The following is a 25,844-nucleotide window of genomic DNA, read 5'->3' as shown; positions in this document are numbered from 1 at the left end:
AACATGGGTTATCAGGTCGGTCGAATCTGTCATGAAACGGCAGAGCAGGCAACAAACGAAGTGATGACCCAAGTCGTACCGACCATAGACAAAGACGGGGTGTTGCATCACCTCGTTTTTAACGGACAGACTTGGACTTATAACGAACAGACCGTAAAACTTCAATTTCCGCAGTGCGACAGCATGAAATATTACCGTTTCGGCGAACAAATAGGCACACAGATGATGTATGCCATGATTGCCGTCTTTGCCGTTGTCGTTATTGTGAAACTGGTTTTATGGCAGAGAGAAAGAAATGAAGAATGACACCCGAATCAGCATTTTTATTGGGTATTGTAAAGCCCATAACATTAGCCGTCTTTCTGTATGTCTTGGCTCGTTCTTGGTCGTAGGGCAGGCATGGGCAGAAGTAGGATTGCCCCCGCCGGCACAACATCAAAACGCAGGTTTCCCAAGTGACCAAGCCCTGCAACGTCGTGGCTACGATCCAAAAACAGGCATTTGGAAAGTTGATGTACAGAACAACGGCAAACCGACAGTAACTAAAAATGGCGGAAATATTAATGGTAGCCAAGGCAAAACTGTAACGGTTACAGGCCGATATGGCGAAACTGGCACGATGAACACAAATGTTAATCAACGGGTGAATGTTGGTAAAGTTGAAACTGTATTGGGTGGGACATTGGCCGGTGCTACTGCTATGGGTGGGGCTATTGGTTCTGATTATGCAGCTTGGACATATAGAGACATAAAAAATGGCGATTGGGCTATGGCTGCGCGTAATGGTGTCGGTGCAATTCTGACAGGTTTATCTAAACTAGATATTACTGGACTCGGGTCAGGTATTAATTCTTTTTTAGACAAAACAGGATTAAGAGATGGGGCATCACAAGAACAAATATCTAATGCGATTCAGAAAGCAGCACAAGCCCAACGCCAAGCAGAAGCCGAAGGCAATTATCAAAAAGCAGTAGCACAAGCAGCAGCTAAAAAAGCAGCAGAAGCAGCAAAAAAAGCGCAACAACAAGACCAACAGAAAAAAGAGGAACAGAAAAGAGAAGAAGAAGCCAAAGCAAAAGGTCTTTATGCTTATGATTTAATTCTTATGAAGAGTTTCCAACCAAACATGTACAAATCTGAATCATCAACTACATATAAAAGTTTCAAGGTTTATTCAAATAACTCTAATTTAAGTATATATTCAAACGGTTTTATAACGAATGACAATTTTTATAACTCGATTAGTACTGGTTTAGAAAATCCGTCAGTAATTAGTTTAGGAATTGAAAATCTGTCTAATAATAGTAGAGTCTATTACGAGCTTAGATCATACCCCGCAGGCAGTCCCAATATTCCCAATGCAGCTAAGCATACTGATCAAGTAAATCAATCAGACTTCATGCTGACACAAAAAGAGATGTTAGACATCTTAAAACGCATGTTGGAAAACAATCAGACAAACCATGCGGAGCTGATGAATCAACTGTCAAAAATGGGCGTTATGAATCAATCTGCAGAGTCAAGCACATTTAGCCCTGATACCGCACTTTCTGCGCCATATACTCCACAAGGTAGCAGTACCCCTCAACAAACAAGATTCAAAATGAATCAAGACGGCACTGTCGGCGTTGATTATGTACCGCGTCCAGATTTAAAGCCAAACAGTCCAGAAGCACCGAATAAGCCCGAAAAGACAACACCGAGCAGACAGGAGAGTCCGGACACGCCAAACACACCCAATAGCCCGAATACACCTACAACGCCGAACAATCCTACAGGGCAGCAAAATCAAAACCAAGAGAATCAGCAGCAGAATTTTTGTCAGCAAAACCCAAATACTGCGCAATGTATGCCAAGTGGTGATGCGACCTACGAAGACATAAAACTACCTGAACAGACAATAGACCTTAATTTCAAGCCTTTGAACGTATTCCAGTCTGACGGGACGTGTCCCGCTCCTCGCTCCGTCGATTTCGGCGCATTGGGACAGGTAGAGTTCAGCTATGATCCGCTGTGCGACTTGGCACGCAAACTGCGCCCCATCTTCATCGCCATATGCGTGCTGACCTGCGCCTATTTTGTATATGAATCCGTAAAGGAATTGTGAAATGAACTGGGCTTCATTGATAACAGGCGTTCTTATGTCTGTAGCAGGGCGCATACTGACCGCCGTAGGTTTAAGTTTTATTTCAGTAACAGGACTGAATGCTTTGCAGGATTATTTCATCAACGAAATAAGCCGCAGTATCGGCGGTTTCCCCGACGAAGCATTGCAAATACTGTATATAGCAGGATTCGGTGTCATTCTGAATTGGATATTTGGTGCGTTCAGCTTCGTCATATCCCTAAAAGGTTTTAAAAAACTGTCTACCATCATTCAGTCGAAATAGGAAGCAAATATGTTATATCTGTTCACAGGCGTACCGGGTTCGGGCAAAACTTTGAACGTCGTTTCTATGCTTGCCAAACGCAAAGATTTCAAAAACCGCCCCTTGTTCATTGACGGCATACCTGACCTAAAAATACTCCACGAAGAAATACCCGAAGGCGAAAGCATTAAAACGTGGCCAAAATGGGCGCCTGACGGCGCAATCATCGTCGTTGACGAATGTCAGCGTATATTTCGCCCACGTTCCAGCAGTTCTGCCGTTCCCGACTATGTCGCAGAACTCGAAACCCACAGACACAGAGGTTTAGATTTCTTGCTTATTACACAGCATCCGCGCCTGATAGACGTAAACCTCCGCTCCCTGATTGAACACCACACACATTTCGGCAAAACAAATCTAGGATTGCGCCGCAAGCTCGAATGGACGACAGGGGGAGCAAAAGAACCAGAAAGCAGGGCGAACATTAAAGAAGCCCTCGTCAGCGTTTATAAGCTCGACAAGAGCGTGTACGGCTTGTACAAGTCAGCCGAAGAACACACCAAAATCAAAACCAAGCGTAGCAAGGTTCTGTACCTGATACCCATCGCAATAGCCATGCTTGGCGGAGGTTTGTATTATTTCGCTTCCTTTTGGAAAAATATGGAAAAACCAATAGAAACAGCGGGACAGACGGCACAAGCACACGTTGCCGCGCAAGCGGCAAGCCCCGAAGCGCAGGCGGCAGCCGCTCCCGCGGCGGACGACGGCGCTTCGGGGCAGTACGCAGCCGCAAAGGTGCAAACGCCGTCAGAACCGCCAAAGCTCCATCTGACAGAAGAAGACTATCAGCCCCGTATCGCCGAACGCCCCGAAACCGCACCGATATACGACGGCATGAACAAAGCCGTAAAAGTCATGCCTTGGCCTGCCGCCTGTATCAAAGTAGAGAACCGCTGCACTTGTTACACCGACCAAGGCACGAAGATTAAAGACATCGGCAAACAAACCTGCCTGAACTACGTCAAAGACGGTTTACCATTTAATCCCTACAAAACGAAGACGGCAGAAGCTGTAAAACCGACTGAGACCGCATACACTCCAGACGCTCCGCAGGTCTTGACAATGGGCGGGGCATCCCAGCAAAATCTGATGTATGACGGATACAATGATAAAGCCCTGACGAATGTGGGTGGAAAGGTAAATTGATGAATGCGGGATTGGCGTTTTTTTTAGGGATATGGGCGGCAACGACCTATGAGCGTAAAGGCTGGCGAGGATTTTTTAAATATTTCGTTCTGCCGATGTGCATAATGTCGTTAATAGGAGCAGCAGTAATTATTTATTATGGATATAACGTAGCCAAATAGACCACCCTAACACAAGTCAGGGGGAGGACGTCCAGAAAGATTTGTAAAGGCGTGCTTTTTGCCTTTATAAATCTTTTTGGATACCCCTTGACGCTAACCCACCCAAAGACGCTTCCAGCAAGGGGTGGGGTGTGTTTTTTGCCCCACCCTCTGCCACGTGGCGAACGTCGCCGAAGGCAAAAACATTTAAAGCCCCAAGCCCTGAACGTGAAACCAGCATTTTCAGGGCTTGGCGTTTGACGAAACACCAAGCAAAGCCCGTGACTTCGTAAGTACGGCACAGCTACAAGGCTGTAACAAAGATTGAAGCACGGGTCTTCTAATAACCTGAATTTGAACACTATCTAGGGCAAAAAGCCCGTATTCATAAGGCAAAACCCCATGTACTTAGGAATAGACGTATCGAAATTAACAATAGATTGCTGTCTGATTTCAGACGGCCTTTTTTTTGAGCGTAAGTTCAAAAACAGCCAGGCCGGATTTCAAGACCTGAAAGACTGGCTGAAAGAAAACGGCGCAACAGAAAGGCTGCATTGCTGCTGCGAAGCAACAGGGAAATACTACGAAGCAGCAGCTGAATATTTGAGCAAATACTACCGAATGAGTGTAGAGAACCCACGTAAAATAAAAGGTTTCGGAACAGCCGTTTTACAAAGAAGCAAAACAGACCGCCAAGACGCAAAAACTATAGCCCAATACTGCAAAGCACTAGAACCCCGACCGTGGCAGAAACCCACCGAAGCACAAACAAAACTGCAAGAACTGACACGATACCAAAACCGCCTGAAACGCCAAAAAGCAGCCGAACAAACCAAACTCCAAACCGCCCCCGCTTACCTGCTTCCACTTATACAGTCCACCATTACCCATCTTCAACAGCAAATCAAAGCCGTTCAAAACCAACTGAACCAGTTTCACAAAGACAATCCCGACTACAAAATCCAAAAAGAGCGCCTGAAAACCATCACAGGCATAGGCGAAGCAGCGGCCAACAGCCTTTTGTCAGTTCTGATCCAAAAGGACCGATTCAAGAGCGCAGCGCAATTTGTAGCCTATATAGGCTTAGACCCCAAGGAAAACCAGTCAGGAACAAGCCTAAAAGGCAGACCGCGCATTTCCAAGTTGGGCAATACTCATTTGCGAACAACCCTGTTTATTCCGGCTATGCACGCATACCGAAGCAGCACCTTTGCCAAGTATGTAAGCCGACTGCAAAAGAACGGCAAAAGGCCGAAAGTGATAATCGTCGCACTCATGCGGAAACTGGCTGTAATTGCCTACTATCTGATAAAGACAGGGCAGGACTTCGATAATAGCCGCTACGAGTAGAAGCTAAAGCATAAAAAGAAATGCCCTGAAAACTCAGGGCATTGCATTGTTGCGCAGTTAAGAAATGTAAATATTATAGACAGGTAAAACACTATCTTTGTTTTTAATGTTTTTTACGTTCTCTGTAAACAGGGTGCAAAATTCGTTTTAATATGGTAAAGTCTGATTTTAATAACTCGACGGTTTGAAGCCGTTACTCAGGGGCTGTTTAAATTTAAAATCAGTTTTGTTGAAGCCGCATCGGATTTGCCGTTGACGCATTCAGGAAAATTTCAGTCGTCAGGCTGATTTGGTTTTAAATTTAAGCAGCCCTTTATGTTTACAAAAAAAACAGAGGTAGATTCTCATGAAGTCTTGGCAGCTTCCTGAACACGTTGCCGACGTGTTACCGACCAATGCCCGACAACTGGAAAGCGCCCGTGAGCGGCTGTTGGCTTTGTTCCGCGTGCATGGTTATGAATTGGTGCAACCGCCATTGATGGAATACAGCCATTCCTTATTGACGCATATCGATGCCGGTTTGTCTTTGAAAACCATTTTGGTCGTCGATCAGCTCAGCGGCCGTCAACTCGGTATCCGAGCGGATATTACGCCGCAGGTGGCGCGTATTGATGCCCACTTGCTTTCTGCCAACCAAGGCATCAACCGTTTATGCTATGCCGGTTCGGTGCTTCATGCGCGGCCTGACGGATTGCTCAATATGCGCGAGCCTTTGCAGGCGGGTGCGGAAATGTATGGCTTGGAAGGCATTGAAGCGGATATTGAATTGATTGATTTGATGCTGAAAAGCATGAAGATCGCTGATATGGGCGAAGTTTTGCTCTCGTTGGGACATATCGGCGTATTCCGTTCTTTAGCAAATGCCGCGCATTTGGATGAGCAGCAATCGGCAATCCTGCTGTCATCGATGCAGGACAAAGATGCCGAGGCTGTCAGCCAGTTGGTCAAAGAGTGGAAGCTTGACGGTATGTGGGCAAAAGCGTTTTCATTGTTGCCCCGACTGTACGGCGGTCGCGAAGTGCTGACTTTGGCTAGAGAGAAATTACCGGAATTGTCCGCAGTCAGTGCGGCTTTGGATGAATTGCAGGCAGTATGCGATGCGTTCCCAAATCAAAAAGTGCATATCGATTTGTCGGAACTGCGCGTTGACAATTACCACACAGGTTTGCTTTACGCGGCTTATGGTTCAAACCGTCATGATGCTGTGGCACGCGGCGGCCGTTATGATGGATTGGGCGGATACTTCGGACGAGCGCGTCCTGCAGCCGGATTCAGTTTTGATTTGCGCAGCTTTATCGGCCGCCTTCCTGCTATCGGACGGGAATCCGTCGTGGCTGTCGATGTAAAAGACATGCCTGCGGCTCAAGAAGCGGTAGATGCTTTGCACGAACAAGGACAATGTGTCGTTATCGATTACGGTATCGGCTATAACGGTTCGGAAGAGGTTACAGGCCGTCTGAAACAGGTAGACGGTGTTTGGAAAGTAATCGCTTTGAACGATTGAGTTTTATTTTGAAATTTTGTATCTGAAATAAGGTTAGATGGCTATGGCTAAAAATGTTGTCGTAATCGGTGCCCAATGGGGTGATGAAGGCAAAGGTAAGATTGTTGACTGGCTGGCGGAAGAAACCAGCGGTGTTGTACGTTTCCAAGGCGGCCACAATGCCGGCCATACTTTGGTCGTCGGTGGCAAAAAAACCATTTTGCGCCTGATTCCAAGCGGCATTTTGCACGAGACTTTGGACTGCTTCATCGGCTCAGGCGTCGTGGTTTCTCCTGAAGCATTGTTGGGTGAAATCGACGAATTGAACGCTGCCGGTGTGAAAAACGTTGAAGGCCGTCTGAAAATTGCTCCGACCTGCCCATTGATTCTGCCTTACCACATTGCGCTTGACCAAGCACGCGAAGCTTCACGCGGTAAAAGCAAAATTGGTACAACCGGTCGCGGCATCGGCCCCGCCTATGAAGATAAAGTTGCCCGTCGCGCGATTCGCGTGGTGGACTTATTGCACCCTGAAAAACTGGTTGAAAAACTGGAAGCTGTTTTGGCTTATTACAATGTTCAGTTGCAACACCTGCACAGTGCCGAGCCGGTAAAAGTTGAAGACGTGATGGCGGTCATTGAAAAAGTTGCGCCGCGCATTACGCCGATGATTACCGATGTTTCCCGTATTTTGAACGAGAAAAACCGCAAAGGCGAAAGCCTGTTGTTTGAAGGCGCGCAAGGTACGTTGCTGGATATCGACTACGGTACTTATCCGTTTGTAACTTCGTCCAACTGTTTGGCTGGTGCCGCTTCTGCTGGTGCAGGCGTAGGCCCGCAAATGCTGGATTACGTTTTGGGTATTGTTAAAGCCTATACGACTCGCGTGGGTTCCGGTCCATTCCCGACTGAATTGTTTGACGAAGTAGGCGCAGGTTTGGCTGAGCGCGGTCATGAGTTCGGTTCTGTAACCGGTCGTGCGCGTCGTTGTGGCTGGTTTGACGCGGCTGCTCTGAAACGCTCTATTCAAGTTAACGGCATTTCCGGCATGTGCATTACCAAGCTGGACGTAATGGACGGTATTGAAAACATCAATATCTGTGTAGGTTATGAATTGCCTGATGGTAGCAAAACCGACATTCTGCCTTGCGGCTCCGATGCGGTAGAAACCTGCAAACCGATTTATGAAACCATGCCTGGTTGGAGTGAGTCGACTTTCGGCGTGAAAGAGTACGACAAACTGCCTGAAAACGCTAAAGCTTATCTGAAACGTATTGAAGAAGTGTGTGGCGCGCCTGTGGCTATTGTTTCAACCGGTCCTGACCGTGAAGAAACCATCGTTTTGCATCATCCGTTTGCTTAATTGATTAAGTGAATAAAAGGCCGTCTGAATTTTTCAGACGGCCTTTTATATGAAATGCAATAAAAATTCAGCCCTGAAGAACACCTGTCTTCAGGGCTGAATTTTGTATTTTACGCTGTTTTTAAGTACGAATGTTTGGAAAGTGAGATGTAGTGCCAAGTAACAATTATTCTCATTGACGTAAATCAAGAAAAACCAAATCTGTAATTTTATTTCATAAAAACCCCTGTAAATAAATGGGTATTGATGTTATCCTTTCAGAAAATTTACAGTCTATATTTTCAATAAAATTAGGAGCTTGATATGTCAAATGATGTTCAGCAACGTCCTGCCGCTTGGGAAGGTTTTGTCGGTGGCAACTGGGAAACCAACGTAGATGTCCGCGATTTTATTCAAAAAAACTACACGCCATATGAAGGCAATGCCTCTTTCTTGGCACCAGCAACCGAAGCCACAACCAAGCTGTGGGCGGAAGTGATGGAAGGCATCAAGGTTGAAAACCGTACGCACGAGCCGTATAAAATCGACGCGCAAATCGTCTCCGGTATTACCAGCCATGCTCCAGGCTATATCGACAAAAATTTGGAAACCATCGTCGGCCTGCAAACAGACGAGCCTTTGAAACGCTCTATCATGCCGTTTGGCGGTTTAAAAATGGTGCAAGACGCGTGCAAAGTGTACAACGTTGAATTGAATCCCGAAGTCAGCGAAATTTTCACTAAATACCGCAAAACCCATAACCAAGGCGTGTTTGACGTTTACACTCCCGACATCCGCCGTTGCCGTAAATCAGGCGTGATCACCGGTCTACCGGATGCTTATGGCCGTGGCCGTATTATCGGCGACTACCGCCGCGTGGCATTGTACGGTATCGACTTCTTGATGAAAGACAAACTCAACCAGTTCAACTCACTGCAAGCCGATTTGGAAAACGGTGTGGACTTGGAAGAAGTGATCCGTCGCCGCGAAGAAATCAACGAACAATATAAAGCCTTGGGTCAAATGAAAGAAATGGCGGCTTCTTACGGCTATGACATTTCCGGTCCTGCAAAAAATGCACAAGAAGCCATCCAATGGACTTACTTTGCCTACCTTGCCGCCGTTAAATCTCAAAACGGCGCAGCGATGTCCTTCGGCCGTGTGTCTTCGTTCTTAGATATTTACATCGAACGCGACCTGAAAAACGGTGTGATTACCGAAACCCAAGCGCAAGAATTCATTGACCACTTAGTGATGAAACTGCGTATGGTTCGTTTCCTGCGTACTCCGGAATACGATCAACTCTTCTCCGGCGACCCGATTTGGGCAACCGAATCCATCGGCGGTATGGGCTTGGACGGCCGTACTTTGGTAACACGCACCAACTTCCGCGTGTTACACACCCTGTACAACATGGGTCCGTCTCCTGAGCCAAACATCACTGTATTGTGGTCTGAACAACTGCCACAAGGCTTTAAAGAATTCTGTGCCAAAGTATCCATCGATACTTCGTCCATCCAATACGAAAACGACGATTTGATGCGCCCTGACTTCAACAGCGACGACTACGCCATTGCCTGCTGCGTCAGCCCGATGGTGGTCGGCAAACAAATGCAGTTCTTCGGCGCCCGTGCCAACTTGGCGAAAACCCTGTTGTACGCAATCAACGGCGGCGTGGACGAGAAATCTAAAGAGCAGGTTGGTCCGAAAACCGAGCCGATTATGGACGAAGTTTTGGACTACGACACTGTCTTTGAGCGCATGGACAAATTCATGGATTGGTTGGCAACCCAATACGTTACCGCGTTGAACATCATTCACTACATGCACGACAAATACAGCTACGAAGCCGCGCTGATGGCGTTGCACGACCGCGACGTGAAACGTACGATGGCTTGCGGTATCGCCGGTTTGTCTGTGGCTGCCGACTCATTGTCCGCCATTAAGTACGCCAAAGTGAAACCGATTCGCGATGAAAACGGTATTGCTGTTGACTTTGAAATCGAAGGCGAATACCCACAATTCGGTAACAACGACGACCGTGTTGACGATATTGCCTGCGATTTGGTTGAACGCTTTATGAAAAAAGTGGCAACCCACAAAACTTACCGCAACGCTACTCCGACTCAGTCCGTACTGACCATTACTTCCAATGTTGTTTACGGTAAGAAAACCGGTAATACTCCAGACGGCCGCCGCGCAGGTGCTCCGTTTGGTCCGGGTGCAAACCCAATGCACGGCCGTGACGTCAACGGTGCAGTTGCTTCATTGACTTCTGTAGCCAAACTGCCATTTGAGTTTGCCAAAGACGGTATTTCTTATACCTTCTCCATTATTCCTGGCGCGTTGGGTAAAGACGAGCATTCTCGCGAACGCAACCTTGCCGGTTTGATGGACGGTTATTTCCACCATGAAGACGGTATTTTGGAAGGTGGCCAACACTTGAACGTCAACGTATTGAATCGTGAGACTTTGGAAGATGCGATGCACAATCCGGAGAAATATCCGCAGTTGACCATTCGTGTGTCCGGTTATGCGGTTCGCTTCAACTCGCTGACCCGCGAACAACAGCTTGATGTGATTACCCGTACGTTCACAGAAACCATGTAATCGGGTGGAGAAACAAACCAGAAGCTAAATTTGCATTTGGTTTGTTTTGAAACAAAGCTCCGAGGCCGTCTGAAATGTTCAGACGGCCTTTATTATCGTACAATCCATATAAGCAAAAACATTTTTGAGCCGAACACTATGTCCACGACTTTTGCCATTACCCCCGAGCCGGAACTGAAAGACCTTGGCCACCGTCACTATAACGGCAAAGGCATTATTCATTCTATTGAATCTTGCGGCGCTGTCGATGGTCCGGGTTTGCGCTACGTGCTTTTTTTGCAAGGTTGCCTGATGCGCTGCCTGTATTGCCATAATCGTGATACTTGGGATTTTCATACTGAGCAGGCGCAGGAATTGGATGTGGCAACCGTGATGAAGCAGGTCATGACTTATCGTCATTATTTACGTGCGACAGGCGGAGGCGTAACGGCAACCGGCGGCGAGCCGTTATTGCAATATGAGTTTGTGCGCGATTGGTTTACGGCCTGCCGGGAACACGATATCCATACCTGTCTCGACAGTAATGGCTATGCTTTGCACTATGATTCGATTTTGGATGATTTGCTCGATCATACCAATTTGGTCATGCTCGACTTAAAACAAATCGATCCTGAAATTCATAAAGTGCTTGTCGGTATTCCAAATACCAAAACGCTGAAATTCGCGCGCTATCTTGCCGAACGCAATCAGCCGACGCGTGTGCGCTATGTGGTTGTTCCCGGTTATACTGATGATGAGCGTTCAGCGCATTTATTGGGCGAGTTTATCGGTGATATGGATAATGTCGAAATGGTCGAGCTTTTGCCGTATCACGAATTGGGCGCACACAAATGGGCTTTGTGCGGTGACGAATACAAATTAAAAGGCGTACATCCGCCGCCTAAAGAAACCATTTTGAAAATCAAAGAAATATTAGAGAGCTACGGAAAAAACATTATTTATTAAAACAGAAAAAGGCCGTCTGAAACGAGATAATCGGTTTCAGACGGCCTTTTCATGATTGAAAAAGACTTAAGCGTTCAATGCGGCCAAAATCTTGGAGACAACTTCTGATACTGCAACGGCTTGAGCCTGATTGTCACGGCGTTCGGCATATTCGACATTGCCTTCTTTTAAAGCGCGATCGCCGATGACGATGCGGTGAGGGATGCCCAACAGCTCGGAGTCATTCAGCAATACGCCTGCACGTTCGTCGCGGTCATCCAGCAATACATCCGCACCGGCAGCCAAAAGCTCGGCATAGATTTTGTCGGCGGCTTCGCGTACGGCTTCAGATTTTTTGTAGTTCATCGGCACGATAACGACTTCAAACGGCGCCATTGCTTTGGTCCAAACAATGCCTTTTTCGTCGTTGTTTTGTTCGATGGCGGCGGCAACAACGCGGGTAATACCGATACCGTAGCAGCCCATTTCCATGATTTGGGATTTGCCGTTATTGTCCAAGAAGCTAACATTCATGGCTTGGGTATATTTGTCGCGCAATTGGAAGACATGGCCGACTTCAATACCGCGCGCCAGTTTCAGACGGCCTTGTTCGTCAGGGCTGATATCGCCTTCGATGACATTGCGTAAATCGACAAATTCAGGCTCGGCAGCATCTCGGCCGAAGTTGAAGCCGGTATAGTGGTAGTCGTCTTCATTCGCGCCGATAACCCAGTCTGCGCCTTTTTCGGTGGCGAAATCGGCATAAACTTTACCTTTGAAGTTAACAGGGCCGAGAGAGCCGCCGTTTGCGCCGAACTGTTCAACAATCGCCGCAGGGCTTGCCATGGTCAGTGGCGATTTCACGCCGGCCAGTTTTTCTGCCTTGATGTCGTTAAATTCATGGTCGCCACGTAACAGCAGCAGGACGAGTTCTCCTTCGTTTTCGCCTTCGACCACGATGGACTTGAGGGTTTGTTCAACCGGAATATTCAGGAATTCAACCAAAGACTCTATAGTTTTGACGTTTGGTGTATGTACTTTGGTCAATTCAGCCTGAGCGACAGCGCGTTCGCCTTTAAGCGGCAAAGTCGGTGCCAACTCGATATTGGCGGCGTAATCAGAAGTGTCGCTATATGCAATAACGTCTTCGCCGCTTTCAGCCAATACTTGGAATTCGTGAGAGCCGGTACCGCCGATGCTGCCAGTATCTGCGGCAACAGGACGGAATTCCAAACCCAAACGGGTGAAGATACGGCAGTAAGCGTCGTACATATCTTGATAGGTCGTCTGAAGCGAGGCATAGTCGGCATGGAAGGAATAAGCGTCTTTCATGACGAACTCGCGCGCGCGCATCACGCCAAAGCGCGGACGTACTTCATCGCGGAATTTGGTTTGGATGTGGTAAAAGTTTTTCGGCAGTTGTTTGTAGCTGTTGACTTCTTTGCGCACGATGTCGGCAATCACTTCTTCACAAGTCGGACCCATGCAGAAATCACGGTCATGACGGTCTTTCAGGCGCAGCAGTTCTTTACCGTAAAACTCCCAGCGGCCGGATTCCTGCCACAGTTCGGCAGGTTGTACCACCGGCATCAGCAGCTCCACGCTACCTGCGCGGGCCATTTCTTCGCGCACGATATTTTCAACTTTGCGCAATACGCGCAGACCCATCGGCATCCAAGTATAAAGACCGGATGCGTTGGCTTTGATCAGGCCGGCACGAATCATCAGCTTGTGGCTGGCAAGTGCGGCTTCGGCAGGGGCTTCTTTAAGAGTGGAAATGAAGAACTGGGAGGCTTTCATGGCGTATTTTTCTTTCTTTAAAATAAGTGCGTATTGTAACGCAAAATGTATGGCCGCGTGTCTTTTGAATAGCATCTGATGAAATCGACCGTTGTTTTACGCAGCTTTTGATTCAGGGCGATTTTTAGGGATGTCAACCCTAATTTATGCACAAAGCCGCATAACCTTGTTTTACCTATAAATTTTCACTGTATGATTATAGTAAAATCTTATAAATATAACTATTTGATTTTATTATGTTTTATTTGATTAAATTTTAGTCAATTTAAGACTTGGTTTGTTCCTAAAGAAAATTTTACGATTACCCAAAGCTTATCAACAGATTTATCCACAGAGATTGTGTATAGATTTTAAATGCTGTCGGCGTAATGATTTCGCATGATTGGCAAGCCTTGTTTAAAGCAGATTGGGTTGACTTAAAAGGATAGGGCAACAACACGATGGGCAGGTTTTGCGCTAACATTCTGCTTATTGTTGTTTCCCTACAAGGAATAAAATGAAAAATTCAGAATTGCATTTGCTGGAACGCAGAAAGATGTTTAATGGGCATCAGGAACGGTACCGCCATTTTTCTCAAACCTGCCGGACGGATATGGTATTTGATGTCTATCTGCCGCCACAAGTCTTAAAAGGCTATCCCGCGCCTGTTTTATATTTTCTTTCCGGCTTAAATAGTGATGGTTCTGAATTGGTTCGGCAAAGCGGAATCCAACGTTTTGCGGCACAATGGAATATTATTGTGGCTTTTCCGGATACCTCGCCACGCGGTCAGCATGTTGCCGACAGTGAGGAATATTATCTTGGGCAGGGTGCCGGATTTTATGTCAATGCAACTGAAGCACCTTGGACGCAGCATTACCAAATGGAAAGTTATATCAGCCAAGAATTGCCTGATTTGATCGAGCATCATTTTCCGGTAACGAAAGAGCGCAGCATTGCAGGTTTCAGCATGGGCGGGCATGGCGCGCTGCATTTGGCTTTGAAGCATCCCGGCCGATATGCTGCGGTTTCCACTTTTGCGCCTTTATGTCATCCTATCGATACGGAAGGCGGCAGGCAGGCGTTGTCAGCTTATTTGGGTCAAAACGTGGAAACATGGAAACGTTATGACAGTACAGAGCTGCTTCAGACGGCCTCGCATAAATTGCCTGTTTTGATTGATGTCGGCAGTGAAGATGCTTTGTATCCTGAAGTCCTGCAACCGGAAGGGTTTGTTCGCTCAGCACGAGAAAAAGGTTTCAATATCCAATATAAAGTACGCCCGGGCTATGGGCATGACTATTTCTTTATTGCCAGCTTTATCGATTCGCATATTGAGTTTCACGCTCAGGCATTAGGGCTTTAAGCAGTATTGAATAAAAGGCCGTCTGAAATCCGATTAATGGTTGGATTTCAGACGGCCTTTATTTGGTCTTTAACCTTTAATTTCAAACAGACTTATTCCTCAGGACGTTCGCCGTCGGTATCGTCCAATTTGCCTTCGGTAATATCAACATTGATACCGACTGCCGCACGGATTTTGGCATCGATTTCGTTGGCGATATCAGGATTTTCTTTCAGCCAAACGCGTACATTGTCTTTACCTTGGCCGATTTTTGCGCCGTTGTAGCTGTACCATGCACCGGATTTCTCAACGATGTCATGTTTAACGCCCAAGTCGATCAATTCGCCTTCCCAGCTGATGCCTTCGCCGTAAAGAATATCGAATTCGGCTTGACGGAACGGAGGTGCAACTTTGTTTTTGATGACTTTGACTTTGGTTTCGTTACCAATCACGTCATCACCTTTTTTAATCTGACCGGTACGGCGGATGTCGAGGCGGACAGAGGCGTAGAATTTGAGCGCGTTACCGCCGGTCGTGGTTTCAGGGCTGCCGAACATCACGCCGATTTTCATACGGATTTGGTTGATGAAGACGACCAATGTATTGGTGCGTTTGATGTGGCCGGTCAGTTTGCGCAGGGCTTGGCTCATCAGTCGGGCTTGCAGGCCGACGTGGCTGTCGCCCATTTCGCCCTCGATCTCGGCTTTAGGCACAAGTGCCGCTACGGAGTCGACAACGACCATATCGATACCGCCGGAACGTACCAATGTATCGCAGATTTCCAATGCCTGTTCGCCGGTATCCGGTTGGGAGAGATAGAGTTCTTCGACTTTTACGCCGAGTTTGCGGGCATAAATCGGGTCAAAAGCATGCTCGGCATCGATGAATGCACAGATGCCGCCATTTTTTTGGCATTGTGCAATGGCTTCGAGACAGAGTGTGGTTTTACCGGAGGATTCCGGGCCGAAAATTTCAACTACGCGGCCGCGGGGCAAACCGCCAACGCCGAGCGCCAAGTCCACGCCGAGGGAGCCGGTGGAAATAACATCAAGGTTTTCTTCCTGTTGGCTGCCGTCCATTTTCATGATGGAGCCTTTGCCGAAGTTTTTTTCGATTTGGGCAAGGGCGGCAGCTAAGGCTTTGCTTTTTTCGTCTGACATGTTTTCTCTCCGAAAGGAAATATGAATCGCTAAGAATTTATTTAGCTATTATCGCATAAATTAAGAAAAAGTATAGTTTTATTTTTATTTTTCAGACAGTCTGTGTTTTTTGTATGCAACAGGCCGTCTAAAACTTTGAATAATCAATCAGTTGGTTAATGATGCGAAAACTTGGAAATAGTCGGGGAAAGTTTTATGCGTGCATCTCGGGTCGTTGATGATGATGGGGACGCCCAAAAGCGAAGCCAGCGAGAAACACATGGCCATGCGGTGGTCGTCGTAAGTATCGATGACGGCATCGGGGATAAGTGTTTCGGGCGGCGTAATATGGATGGCTTCGGCTTCTTCAACGACTTCAGCCCCCAGTTTGCGCAGCTCGGTTGCCATGGCGGCGATACGGTCGGTTTCTTTGACGCGCCATGAGCCGATATTGCGCAGGGTGCAGGGCTGTTTGGTAGCTAGTGCAACAATGGCCAAGGTCATGGCTGCGTCTGGAATATGGTTGGCATCCAAATCAAAAGCCTGAATCTTGCGCTCGGCAGGGCGGGAAATCTCAACAAAATTTTCGCCCCAAATAACATCCGCACCGATTTTCTCCAGTTCGCGTGCGAAGGCAACGTCGCCTTGAATGCTGTGTGCGCCGATGCCGGTCACGCGGATGGGTGTACCCGAAATCAGGCCTGCGCCCAAGAAATAAGACGCGCTGGAGGCATCGCCTTCCACATATAAATGTTCGGGTGCATGATATTTGGCACCGGCCGGGATTTTAAATACACGGTAGTCTTCATTGATGATGTTCACACCGAACTGCGCCATCAGCTTGAGCGTGATGTCGATATAAGGTTTGGAAATCAACTCGCCTACCATGTGGATTTCAAATGCTTGTCCGGTCAGGGGCAAAGCCATCAGCAGGGCGGTCAGGAATTGGCTGGAAACATTGCCTTTAATCGGAATAACGCGCTCGTCGTTGTCTTGGCGTTTGCCGATCTGAAGCGGAGGATAGTTTTCATTGCCCAGATATTGTACGTCCGCGCCTGCAATCCGCAGCGCATCCACCAAATCGCCGATGGGGCGTTCGTGCATACGCGGTACGCCGTGCAGATGATAGTCGCCACCCAGAACGGCAAGTGCGGCAGTCAAAGGGCGGAATGCCGTACCAGCGTTGCCTAAAAACAAATCGGCAGTTTGGTTGGGAAAGCGGCCGCCGGTGCCATGAACTTTCAGACGGCCTTCAGGTAAAGATTCAATTTGCACGCCGAGTTTGTCGAGTGCTTCAAGCATTCGGTCGGTATCGTCGGATTTGAGCAAAGAATGAATTTCGCAAACATTGTCGGAGAGTGCGGCCAATAGCAGCGTGCGGTTGCTGATGCTTTTGGAACCGGGCAGGGCAACGGTGGAAGGCTTGAGTGTAGAAGCGGGCAGGCGGATGGATTCGGTCATTGGTTAGGATTTCAAATTGTAGACAAAACGATATTATACGCAGGCAAAGGCCGTCTGAAAAATGGAAGTGGCGTTGTGGGTAAGAAAAGCCGGACTCTTTTTAAAAGTCCGGCTTTGGGATGCTCAATATTTTAATGGTTAACCTAAAATATGCATTAACTGGTCAATGTTGAACGTACCTTCGTCAAAGCGGAATTCGCTGACTGAGGGAATTTTTTTACCTTGGGCGTCGGTATGGATGCCGGCATATTGGTGGTCGATGGTGATGAGGTCATTGTGATTGTTTTCGCCACGAATGGTGATGTTCCAAGTCGTGCCGTCCTTTTCGTTGACTGTTTCGAGTGACAGATCCGAGAGGGAGATGCCTGCGCCGAATTGGATGGCGTTTGTGCCGTGATGGTCGAAAATGGTGTCATGGCCTTCGCCGCGATTGAATACATAGGTATCGTTACCGGCTTCGCCGCGCAATATATCGTCCCCTAAGCCGCCGAATAGTGTGTCGTTGCCTGCGCCGCCGTGAATGATGTCGTTGCCTGCTTCGCCCAACATAGTATCGTTACCGGCGCCGCCATACAGCGTGTCGTTGTCTAAACCGCCGTTTAGATGGTCATTGCCACCGCCTCCGTAGAGAATATCGCTGCCAGCATCGCCGTTGATAACGTCGTCGCCGGTGCCACCGGACAATTTGTCATTGCCGCTGCCGCCGTGAATCTCATCATTGCCCCGGTTGCCGTAGATGATGTCTTCGCTTTCAGTACCTTTGATATGGTCGTCGGTGTGGGTGCCGTTGAATGTGGTTTTGTCGTCGGCAAAGGTTTGGCTGACGCTTGCCTGCCCTAAATTGCTGACATAAAGCATATCCCAGACATCCAGGCTCGGTACGGTGACTTCCAGTGCCACCGGTTTGCCGTTTTCATAGATGACGGAAGATTCCAATGTGTGCATGGATATATCGTCTGAGTCGGGGGAAGCCAGTTGTACGATGGCTTGCTCGGCCTGTTCTGCGCTGATTTCTATATCAAACGGGATTCTGACTTTAGGGTTGTCGAGTTTCAGCGTGTGGTGGTTGGAGCTGTTCCAATTGGTGTCTTTGTCGAGGCCTGCGAGATTGATTAATTGGACAACTCGGCCGCCGTCTGCGGTGGCTTTGGTCCATGTATAAACTTTGCCTCCTTCACCTGAGATGGAAGTCATGTCGTAGCCGTCGGATGCTACGATGGAGGCATGACTGTCTTTGAGTTCAACCAAGCCTTCGCCGCGAAGCAGCTCCTCATAGGCGGTAATGAATTGTTGATAGTTGAATTCTGATTTGGCCAGGATTTCGTTGGTTTTGAGCGTTTGAGCGGGATAGTATGGATCTTGCAAAATACCAAAACCATGTGCGTTTTTATCCGGGAGGTTGTTTAATGCGGCAACAGTCATGTGGTAGCCGCCACTCGCTGCGATAACGGCATCGACCAGCAATTCGTTGTCCGGATTGAGTTCGGAAGAATGATCTTCTAGCTGGGTATCTTTTTGAGTATAGGCGGCAATAATCGGGGAAACGTGATTGTAATCGTACAGACGACCTACCAAGCGTTTAAGCTCGGCATAGTTGTGGTTTTCATAATGGGTATTTCCGGCTGTATCTTTAAAATCGCGTGGCCAGATTTCTGAGTAAGGAACATCCATGCCGGTGGCAGATAAGACATCGGCCCTGCCGGTGCTGATGTCGTTGATCATATAAGTTTGACCGTAATCGTGTAGTTTTTCCGCAGCCGCGGCTGACAAATCGTCATAACCGTCAGACATTCTGAAGTTTTCAGTCTTTTGGCCGTTTTGTATTTTGTAAACGAGGTTATCACCCATGGTGTCGGCCTGCCAGCCGTCAAAGCCGCCTGTTTTCAGGGCTTTGATCATGGTGTTGACGATATGGTTTTGCCAGCTTTTGTCGGCAGGATCGACGAATTGTTGTACGGATGTTTTGGTCTCTGCACCGGCTTTGCCGAAGTTGGAATGCTCTTGGGCATTGTAGAGTTTGACATTATTTAAAATTTCTTTGATGGCCGGGTTATCGAGTTCGTCATTGGAGGCGGCGTTAAGCATATTGTAGAGCATGGCACTGCCGCCTTTTTCGTGAATTTTGTTCACGAGGTTTTTAATCAGCAGGGTATCGATTTGGGGAGGGTTTGGTTGGCCGTTTCTGACAGCCCAAGTCGCCCATTCTTGCTTGAAGCTGTTTACGTTTGGAAATGGATTGGAGGTTGTGTCGTACACATCATAGAAGAAATAATTGTTGATGTGCATTTGTGCCAGCTGATCGATATTGTTTTGATAGCCTTTGAGCTGGTCATTGGTCATGGAGTTGTTTCGTTCTGCCGAATTATCGTTAGACCCCGCTACTACGCCATAGCGGGGGAAAATGGTCCAGTCGTCTTCGACAGACAATCCCAGTGTTTTGCTGGTGTGGTTGCCGGTGCTGTCAACGGTTTCTACTTTGACGACGTAGCCTGAATTGGGTGAAAAAATATCGGAAGAGAGTTTGACGGAGGTTGAGTTCAGATTATCCAATTTTTGGATTTCCGTACCCAAATGGCTGACGGTAACAGAGGTGATTTTGTCTGTCGCATTGGAGATGTTCAGAATAGCATCATCGCCGTTGGCATAGGCTGCCTTGTTAAAGAGAATAGTCGGCAAAGGGGCTGTTTTTGCTTCAGTTGTCATGCTGTATATTCGCTTCTAAATATTATATTTTGAAATTACCTTAACAAATTAATATCACTTAAGTTGTTGATATGAATAATTGTTAAGACTTTTTAGTAGGAAGAGCAGAAAATAAGTTCCCCGTTTGATAGCAAATATCTAAAATAATTCGGTTTATGATTGAAATTCAAAAAGGCTGTCTGAATGTTTTGTTATTCGAAAGACGGTTTTTGCAGGCATATAACCAAACACCATAAGAAAATCAGAAACCATTCTTTCCTATTTTTTCAGACGGCCTTTAATATCGGCGGACAATCATTGATAAAGCAAGAGCACGACCATGAGCCATTATCCTTTGTTTGCCGATTTGAGAGACCGCCCAGTTTTACTGGCAGGCGCGGGCAAGGTTGCCGAGCGCAAGGCGGAAAGTCTGTTGTCTGCCGGAGCGCGTGTGCGCGTTGTTGCGGAAACTTTGAATCCGCAGTTTCAGCAATGGGCGACTGAAGGGAAAATAGTTTGGCTGGGCGGCTTGTTTGAAGAAGCCATGCTGGACGAAGTGTATTTTGTTATTGCGGCAACGAATGATGATGGATTTAACCGCCGTGTTTTTGAAGCGGCGGAACGACGGGCGAAATTGTGCAATACGGTGGATACGGCGGACTTGTGTTCGTTTATCGTGCCTGCCGTGGTGGATAGGGGGCCGTTGAAAATAGCCATATCCAGTGGTGGTACTGCGCCTGTTTTGGCGCGGAAATGGCGGCAGATTATCGAGACATTGATTCCGCTGCATACGGGTACAATGGCGCGTATTGCCGGCAAATGGCGTGAGAAGGTTAAGCAAACGCTGAATAATGTCGAACAACGCCGTTATTTTTGGGAAAAGTTGTTTGACAGCCGTTTCGGTATTTTTGCGGCTCAAAACAATATCGAAGCGGCGGAACGCGAATTGATCACGCAGTTGAACCGGGAAACGCCGTTTGGCGGCGAAGTGGTTTTGGTGGGCGCAGGGCCGGGCGATCCGGGCTTACTGACCATACATGCTTTGCAGGCGATTCAGGCTGCGGATACCGTGTTTTACGATGCTTTGGTGTCGGATGAGATTTTGGCGATGGTGCGTAAAGATGCGGTGAAAATTAGTGTAGGCAAACGCGCCGGTGCGCATCATGTCCAGCAGGAAGAAACCAACCGTCTATTGGTTGAACATGCTCAAAAAGGCGAGCGCGTAGTGAGGTTGAAAGGCGGCGATCCGTTTGTGTTCGGGCGTGGCGGGGAGGAAGTGCAAACCCTGCATCAGGCCGGAATTGCCTACCGCATTGTGCCGGGCATTACTGCCGCGCTTGGTGCCACTGCTTATGCTGGTATTCCGTTAACCCATCGCGATTGCGCACAAAGTGCTTTATTTGTGACCGGCCACAGTAAACATGAGGGCAGCCAGCCCGATTGGCAGACTTTGGCTTTAAGCCGCCAAACGTTGGTAATTTATATGGGGACGCTTAAAGCGACCGAGATTGCGGAAAAACTGATGGCTTATGGCAGGCAGCCTTCTACGCCTGTCGCCGTGATTTCCAATGGGACTTTACCGAATCAAACCGTGCGGACAGGCCGTCTGAAAGATTTGGGCTTGTTGGCTGCCGAAGCGGAGCGTCCGGCTTTAATGGTGATTGGGGAAGTGGTTGCCTTGCGCAATGAGATGAAATGGTTCGGAGAAGGTATCGAATATTTCGAAGAAGCCGCGTAAAGAGAATGGATTAACTCAGGCCGTCTGAATATTGGTTTCAGACGGCCTTGCCTTATTTAAAAGCTTGGCAATATTGCTGATAACGTTCTGCCAGTCCGTATAGAATGAGTGCGGTCAGCCCCCAGATGTCGTAGTGTTGGAAAGGCAGGGCGGGGAGGGCGAGGGTTTGATTGTTGTGATGAAGTTGGCGGAATGTGTAGTTTTGCAGGTTTAAGGCGAAGTCCAAAGGCAGATAAAAAATTTCTGCTACTTCGTCGGGATTGGCTTTGGGGTTGACGGGCTGGACGCAAATTGCCGGAACAGGTGTAACACGATAGCCGGAAGGCGTGTCATAAAAGGGTAGCGGCGCAAAAGTCTGCCATGCGGTAATCGGAATGGCGGTTTCTTCATAAGCTTCTCTTAACGCCGTTGCCATTAGGCTGTCGTCTTGGGCATCTTTGCGGCCGCCGGCAAAGGCGATTTGCCCGGTGTGCTGCCTTAAGGTATCGGCTCTTTTGGTCAGTAAAATTTGCCACGCATCTTCATGCAAAACAATACCGACCAAAACAGCTGCTTCTTTGACCGTTTGGGCGGTAACTAATTGATTGCGCTCTGCTTGCATACGGCTGCTGAAGTGTGAAGCTTGAGTGAGGAAATGGATAAGTTGGTCGGTATTCATTTTTGGTGCTGATTGTTTTATGCAGATGAGGATTACACAAGGTTTACGGTTACCGTGTCAACAAAATAGGGTGCGTGTGTTACAGTTATGCCTGAATGATAAATAAAGCTTTGCGTCTGTTCTGCAAGTGCTTAGGCCGTCTGAAAATGCCGGCAGGTTCTCAAAAAGGATAGTTATGTTGTTTTCCCCATCACGTATTCGAGTGGCAGCTGCGGCTGTAATGATGTTGTTTGCTACACAAACTTTTGCTGCGCCTGGCGATTCAAATGCAGTTTTTGAATCGGCTAAGATTATTAAAAAGAAAAGCCGTGCCGACCGTTTTTCTCCCGAAGAGCGCGAGCAGGAGCGGATACGTCTGTTGGGTATACAAAACCGCACCTCGCAGGTTTTTACTTTGTTAAATTCAGAACTGGCTTTACAAAAGGGCGATGCGGCTTCTGCGCTGTTTACGTATATTTTGACGTTGCATAGCACCAAATCTCCCGAAGTGGCCGAACGCGCTTTGGAGATGGCGGTTTCTTTAAACGCATTTGAACAGGCTGAAGCCATTTACCAAAAATGGCGCGAAATCGAGCCTGAGCCTGGTGAAACACAAAAGCGTATGATTTGGTTGCGCAATTTGCTGCTGGGTAAAGCCGATAAGAATTTGAGCGGCTTGGACAAGGTAATTGCAGGCGGTAGTGAAGATGAGCAAAAGCGCGTGTTCCTGCTTTTGGCACAAACCGCAGCCCAACAGCCGAATCTGACCAGCGATGCGGTCAAGCAAGTACATAAAACAGCATTGAATTATAAAGACTTTCCAGAAGCGGCGATTGCGGATGCAATTTTTAGTGCAAAAGACGGTCAAAAGAAACACGCCATTGCGGCATTGCAGCGATTGGCCAAGTTAGACAATGAAATTTTGCCACCGACTTTTGTTACATTGAGACTGATGGCGCAACGGCATCCTGATATTCTGGACAATTTCTTCAAAGAGACAGACACCAAAACCTTATCTCCGATTTGGCAGGAATTAGACATCGCCAATTTGATCGCTCATGGCCAAAATGATAAGGCTTTTAAGCGTTTGCAGACTTTGTTGGAAGAAAATCCCAACCCTGATTTGTATATTCAGGCCGCCTTATTGTCCGCCAGCAAGACGGAAAATATTTCTGCGGTAAACAGTTATCTGGAAAAGGCTTATAAAGCTGGTACGGAAGAGCAGCGCAGCCGTGCGGCGTTGATTGGCGCGGTTTCTTACAATGATGCTGAAGATTTTGCCAAAGCCAAACAATGGCTGGATAAGGTAACAGCTACGGCTTATACGTTTGATAAGACCATTTTGGCTGCTTCCATCGAAGCCAAACAGGGCAACCATAAAGAGGCTTGGGCTTTGGTGCAACGCGCACAAAAAATGCCCGAGCAAAGAGGACGTTATTTTGAAGCCAGTGATTTGCTAAATACGGCTTTGTTTGTATTGTCTAAAAATACCAATCTTCAAGAATCGTTGAACGCTTTGAACAGCTTGGTAAATTCCACTGAAAAATCCTTAAAAACCCAAGCTTCTCCGGAGTTGCTTGCCAATGTGTTGTATCAGCGTTCGATGGTGTATGAGAAGCTGAATCAGCCAGGAAAGGCGATTGCCGATTTGCGCCGAGTTGTTGAGTTGTATCCGGACAATCCGCACGGTTGGAATGCTTTGGGCTATACCTTGCTGTCTAACGGCAAGGATTTGGAAGAAGCGTTTAAAATGGTTCAGACGGCCTATCAGATGGAGCCGGAAAGCGCAGCCATTAATGACAGTGTAGGCTGGGCTTATTATCTTAAAGGCGATGCCCAAATGGCTTTGCCGTATATCCAATATGCCTACGAAAAAGAACCTGAAGCCGAAGTCGCCGCACATTTGGGCGAAGTCCTATGGGCACTTGGCGACCAAGACAAGGCCAAAGAAATCTGGAATGACGGCTTGAAACGTGGAAGCAATCTCCGAGTATTAAAAGAGACAATGTCCAAATTCGGTATAACGCCCAGCAAACCGCATACTCAAAAACACAAATAAAACCAAAAGGCCGTCTGAAAAGCGTTTGATTTCAGACGGCCTATGAAGGAATATCCATGAATTTAAAACAATTATCATCGGTTGCAGCCTTATTGCTTTTAGCTGCCTGTGCGCAGCCAAACTTACCTCAGCAAAACAGTTGGCAAGCGGCCGAGCAGGTGCAGGATTTTAGCGCAGATGGTCGTTTGGCTGTCAAAGTGGAAGGCAAAGGCTCTTATGCCAATTTCGACTGGACTTATCAGAACGCGGTTCAAACCATTGATGTGAATACCCCATTGGGCAATACCGTAGGCCAGCTATGTCAAGACAGCGAAGGTGTATTGGCAGTAGACAGTAAGGGTAAGGTTTATCAGGCGGAAACGGCTGAGGAATTGAGCAGACAGCTTTTGGGCTTTGCTTTACCGGTTCAATATCTGCATATTTGGGCAGATGGTAAACGCGTTGCCAATGCGCCATACAAAATTCTGCCTGATGGCCGTCTGGAGCAGTTTGACTGGACGATATCGCGCACTTTAAATAGTTCAGGGCAGCCCAAAACGCTTCAACTTGAGAATGCCAAGTTTAATATCCGCTTGGTGTTCGATACGGTAAACCACTCTTTGGATAAGAATGGACAAACCCGATGCGCAGCACGCAAATAGAAGATGCCATGTCTGTTTCAGAGGAAATTCAAGCCTTTCCTGCGCCGGCTAAATTAAATTTGGATTTGAGGATTACCGGCCGTAGGAGCGATGGTTATCATAATTTGGAAAGTATTTTCTGTTTGATCGGCTTATACGATACCGTTCATCTGAAAATGCGTACTGATGGGCAGATTATTCTGCATACGCCGGTCGAAGGGCTTAAGCCTGAGCAAGACTTGACTTATCGGGCGGCTAAATTATTACTGCCCTATGCAAACGTGCCGCACGGCGTTGAAATCTGGTTGGATAAGGTGATTCCGACCGGAGGCGGATTGGGCGGTGGCAGCTCTGATGCAGCCACAGTCTTAATGGTTTTAAACCAATGGTGGCAATGCGGCTTGAGCAGGCAGCAACTGATTGATTTAGGCGTAAGTCTTGGCGCAGATGTTCCTTTTTTTATTTTTGGAAGAAGTGCTTTTGCCAAAGGCGTGGGCGAGAAGCTGGCTGAAATAGATGTCCCTAAACAATGGTATGTTATCGTTAAGCCCCCCGTCCATGTGGCAACAGCTAAAATTTTTGCGCATGAAGGCTTGACACGGGATTCCAAACCCAGCATAATGCCGACTTTCCAATCGTTACAGCCGTTTCAAAATGATATGCAGGCGGTTGTGTTTCAGGAATATCCTGAAGTTTGGAAGGCTTATGTTGAGTTATCCCAATATGGTCATGCATTAATGACTGGTTCCGGGGCTTGTTTGTTTATAGCAAGTGAATCTCATCAAGAAGCACATACAATTTACCAACAGGTTTCTCAATCATATGAAGCTTATTGTGTGGAAGGATTAGATGTTCATCCACTGTATCATATGATTTAGTAAGTTGGGGAGTCGTCAAGCGGTTAAGACACTGGATTTTGATTCCAGCATGCGAAGGTTCGAATCCTTCCTCCCCAGCCAA

General features: G+C 47.5%; 19 protein-coding genes and 1 tRNA gene. 15 read left to right on the top strand and 5 right to left on the bottom strand.

Translation table 11 applies throughout. The features are described from left to right. Positions 1-3 precede the first annotated feature (3 nt). From ACTHR2_RS05820 to pflA, 9 genes are all read left to right on the top strand, one after another. Positions 4-306, top strand: coding sequence for a hypothetical protein (locus ACTHR2_RS05820; protein WP_440375469.1), 303 nt, complete (start codon positions 4-6; stop codon positions 304-306). Continuing rightward, the gene (locus ACTHR2_RS05815) at positions 296-2,107 is read left to right on the top strand and encodes a virulence factor TspB C-terminal domain-related protein (RefSeq protein ID WP_440375468.1); all 1,812 of its coding nucleotides are present in this window, start codon (positions 296-298) and stop codon (positions 2,105-2,107) included. Before ACTHR2_RS05820 ends, ACTHR2_RS05815 begins: the two co-directional genes overlap by 11 nt. Before the next feature lies 1 nt (position 2,108). Then, on the top strand, positions 2,109-2,390 hold the full coding sequence (locus tag ACTHR2_RS05810; protein ID WP_070459371.1) for a DUF2523 family protein: 282 nt from the start codon (positions 2,109-2,111) through the stop codon (positions 2,388-2,390). Between the two features lie 9 nt (positions 2,391-2,399). Next, positions 2,400-3,575 (top strand): zonular occludens toxin family protein, encoded by a 1,176-nt coding sequence (locus ACTHR2_RS05805; protein WP_440375467.1) that lies wholly within the window; start codon positions 2,400-2,402, stop codon positions 3,573-3,575. A 542-nt stretch (positions 3,576-4,117) separates the two neighbouring features. Further along, complete coding sequence (locus ACTHR2_RS05800) at positions 4,118-5,065, top strand: IS110 family transposase (protein WP_440375466.1); 948 nt, start codon at positions 4,118-4,120, stop codon at positions 5,063-5,065. 346 nt (positions 5,066-5,411) lie between these two features. Beyond that, positions 5,412-6,569: an ATP phosphoribosyltransferase regulatory subunit gene (locus ACTHR2_RS05795; RefSeq protein ID WP_440375465.1), complete on the top strand. Its 1,158-nt coding sequence runs from the start codon at positions 5,412-5,414 to the stop codon at positions 6,567-6,569. A 43-nt stretch (positions 6,570-6,612) separates the two neighbouring features. Then, complete coding sequence (locus ACTHR2_RS05790) at positions 6,613-7,911, top strand: adenylosuccinate synthase (RefSeq protein WP_440375464.1); 1,299 nt, start codon at positions 6,613-6,615, stop codon at positions 7,909-7,911. Between the two features lie 303 nt (positions 7,912-8,214). After that, on the top strand, positions 8,215-10,500 hold the full coding sequence (gene pflB / locus ACTHR2_RS05785; protein ID WP_263336769.1) for a formate C-acetyltransferase: 2,286 nt from the start codon (positions 8,215-8,217) through the stop codon (positions 10,498-10,500). A gap of 138 nt (positions 10,501-10,638) precedes the next feature. Beyond that, on the top strand, positions 10,639-11,445 hold the full coding sequence (gene pflA, locus ACTHR2_RS05780; RefSeq protein ID WP_263336766.1) for a pyruvate formate lyase 1-activating protein: 807 nt from the start codon (positions 10,639-10,641) through the stop codon (positions 11,443-11,445). Positions 11,446-11,511: 66 nt separating this feature from the next. Here the strand turns inward: pflA and ACTHR2_RS05775 are convergent, their stop codons facing one another. Continuing rightward, a complete protein-coding gene (locus ACTHR2_RS05775; protein ID WP_440375463.1) occupies positions 11,512-13,224 on the bottom strand; it encodes a proline--tRNA ligase in 1,713 nt (570 codons plus the stop codon). Positions 13,225-13,720: 496 nt separating this feature from the next. Between ACTHR2_RS05775 and fghA the strand changes: the two genes are divergently transcribed. Beyond that, on the top strand, positions 13,721-14,569 hold the full coding sequence (gene fghA, locus ACTHR2_RS05770) for an S-formylglutathione hydrolase (protein ID WP_440375462.1): 849 nt from the start codon (positions 13,721-13,723) through the stop codon (positions 14,567-14,569). A gap of 92 nt (positions 14,570-14,661) precedes the next feature. On the opposite strand, the gene recA is transcribed toward fghA, so the two are convergent. From recA to ACTHR2_RS05755, 3 genes are all read right to left on the bottom strand, one after another. Beyond that, positions 14,662-15,708, bottom strand: a complete 1,047-nt coding sequence (recA, locus tag ACTHR2_RS05765) for a recombinase RecA (protein ID WP_003680794.1) — start codon at positions 15,706-15,708, stop codon at positions 14,662-14,664. A gap of 147 nt (positions 15,709-15,855) precedes the next feature. Beyond that, on the bottom strand, positions 15,856-17,148 hold the full coding sequence (aroA, locus tag ACTHR2_RS05760; RefSeq protein ID WP_263336753.1) for a 3-phosphoshikimate 1-carboxyvinyltransferase: 1,293 nt from the start codon (positions 17,146-17,148) through the stop codon (positions 15,856-15,858). A gap of 138 nt (positions 17,149-17,286) precedes the next feature. Then, positions 17,287-19,851, bottom strand: a complete 2,565-nt coding sequence (locus tag ACTHR2_RS05755) for a glycoside hydrolase family 66 protein (protein WP_263336750.1) — start codon at positions 19,849-19,851, stop codon at positions 17,287-17,289. A 319-nt stretch (positions 19,852-20,170) separates the two neighbouring features. On the opposite strand from ACTHR2_RS05755, the gene cysG reads away from it, so the two are divergent. Next, on the top strand, positions 20,171-21,568 hold the full coding sequence (cysG, locus tag ACTHR2_RS05750) for a siroheme synthase CysG (protein ID WP_263336747.1): 1,398 nt from the start codon (positions 20,171-20,173) through the stop codon (positions 21,566-21,568). A gap of 52 nt (positions 21,569-21,620) precedes the next feature. Here cysG and ACTHR2_RS05745 read toward each other — a convergent pair whose 3' ends face one another. Continuing rightward, positions 21,621-22,226, bottom strand: a complete 606-nt coding sequence (locus ACTHR2_RS05745) for a CoA pyrophosphatase (protein ID WP_263336743.1) — start codon at positions 22,224-22,226, stop codon at positions 21,621-21,623. A 175-nt stretch (positions 22,227-22,401) separates the two neighbouring features. Between ACTHR2_RS05745 and ACTHR2_RS05740 the strand changes: the two genes are divergently transcribed. The 4 genes from ACTHR2_RS05740 (at position 22,402) to ACTHR2_RS05725 (ending at position 25,843) form a co-directional block, all read left to right on the top strand. Then, positions 22,402-24,264: a tetratricopeptide repeat protein gene (locus tag ACTHR2_RS05740; protein ID WP_263336740.1), complete on the top strand. Its 1,863-nt coding sequence runs from the start codon at positions 22,402-22,404 to the stop codon at positions 24,262-24,264. A 56-nt stretch (positions 24,265-24,320) separates the two neighbouring features. Next, positions 24,321-24,905, top strand: coding sequence for a lipoprotein insertase outer membrane protein LolB (gene lolB, locus ACTHR2_RS05735; protein ID WP_070824019.1), 585 nt, complete (start codon positions 24,321-24,323; stop codon positions 24,903-24,905). An 8-nt stretch (positions 24,906-24,913) separates the two neighbouring features. Then, positions 24,914-25,762 carry a 4-(cytidine 5'-diphospho)-2-C-methyl-D-erythritol kinase gene (ispE, locus tag ACTHR2_RS05730; protein ID WP_263341810.1) on the top strand — a complete coding sequence of 283 codons (849 nt, stop codon included), beginning with the start codon at positions 24,914-24,916 and terminating at the stop codon, positions 25,760-25,762. A gap of 5 nt (positions 25,763-25,767) precedes the next feature. Continuing rightward, a tRNA-Gln gene (locus ACTHR2_RS05725) sits at positions 25,768-25,843 on the top strand. Position 25,844 lies beyond the last annotated feature (1 nt).

The sequence above is a fragment of the Neisseria sp. P0006.S004 genome (assembly GCF_051963015.1).
Lineage (GTDB): Bacteria > Pseudomonadota > Gammaproteobacteria > Burkholderiales > Neisseriaceae > Neisseria.
The sequence above is the reverse complement of the archived record's forward strand: the minus strand, read 5'-3'. Positions and strand labels throughout refer to the sequence as shown.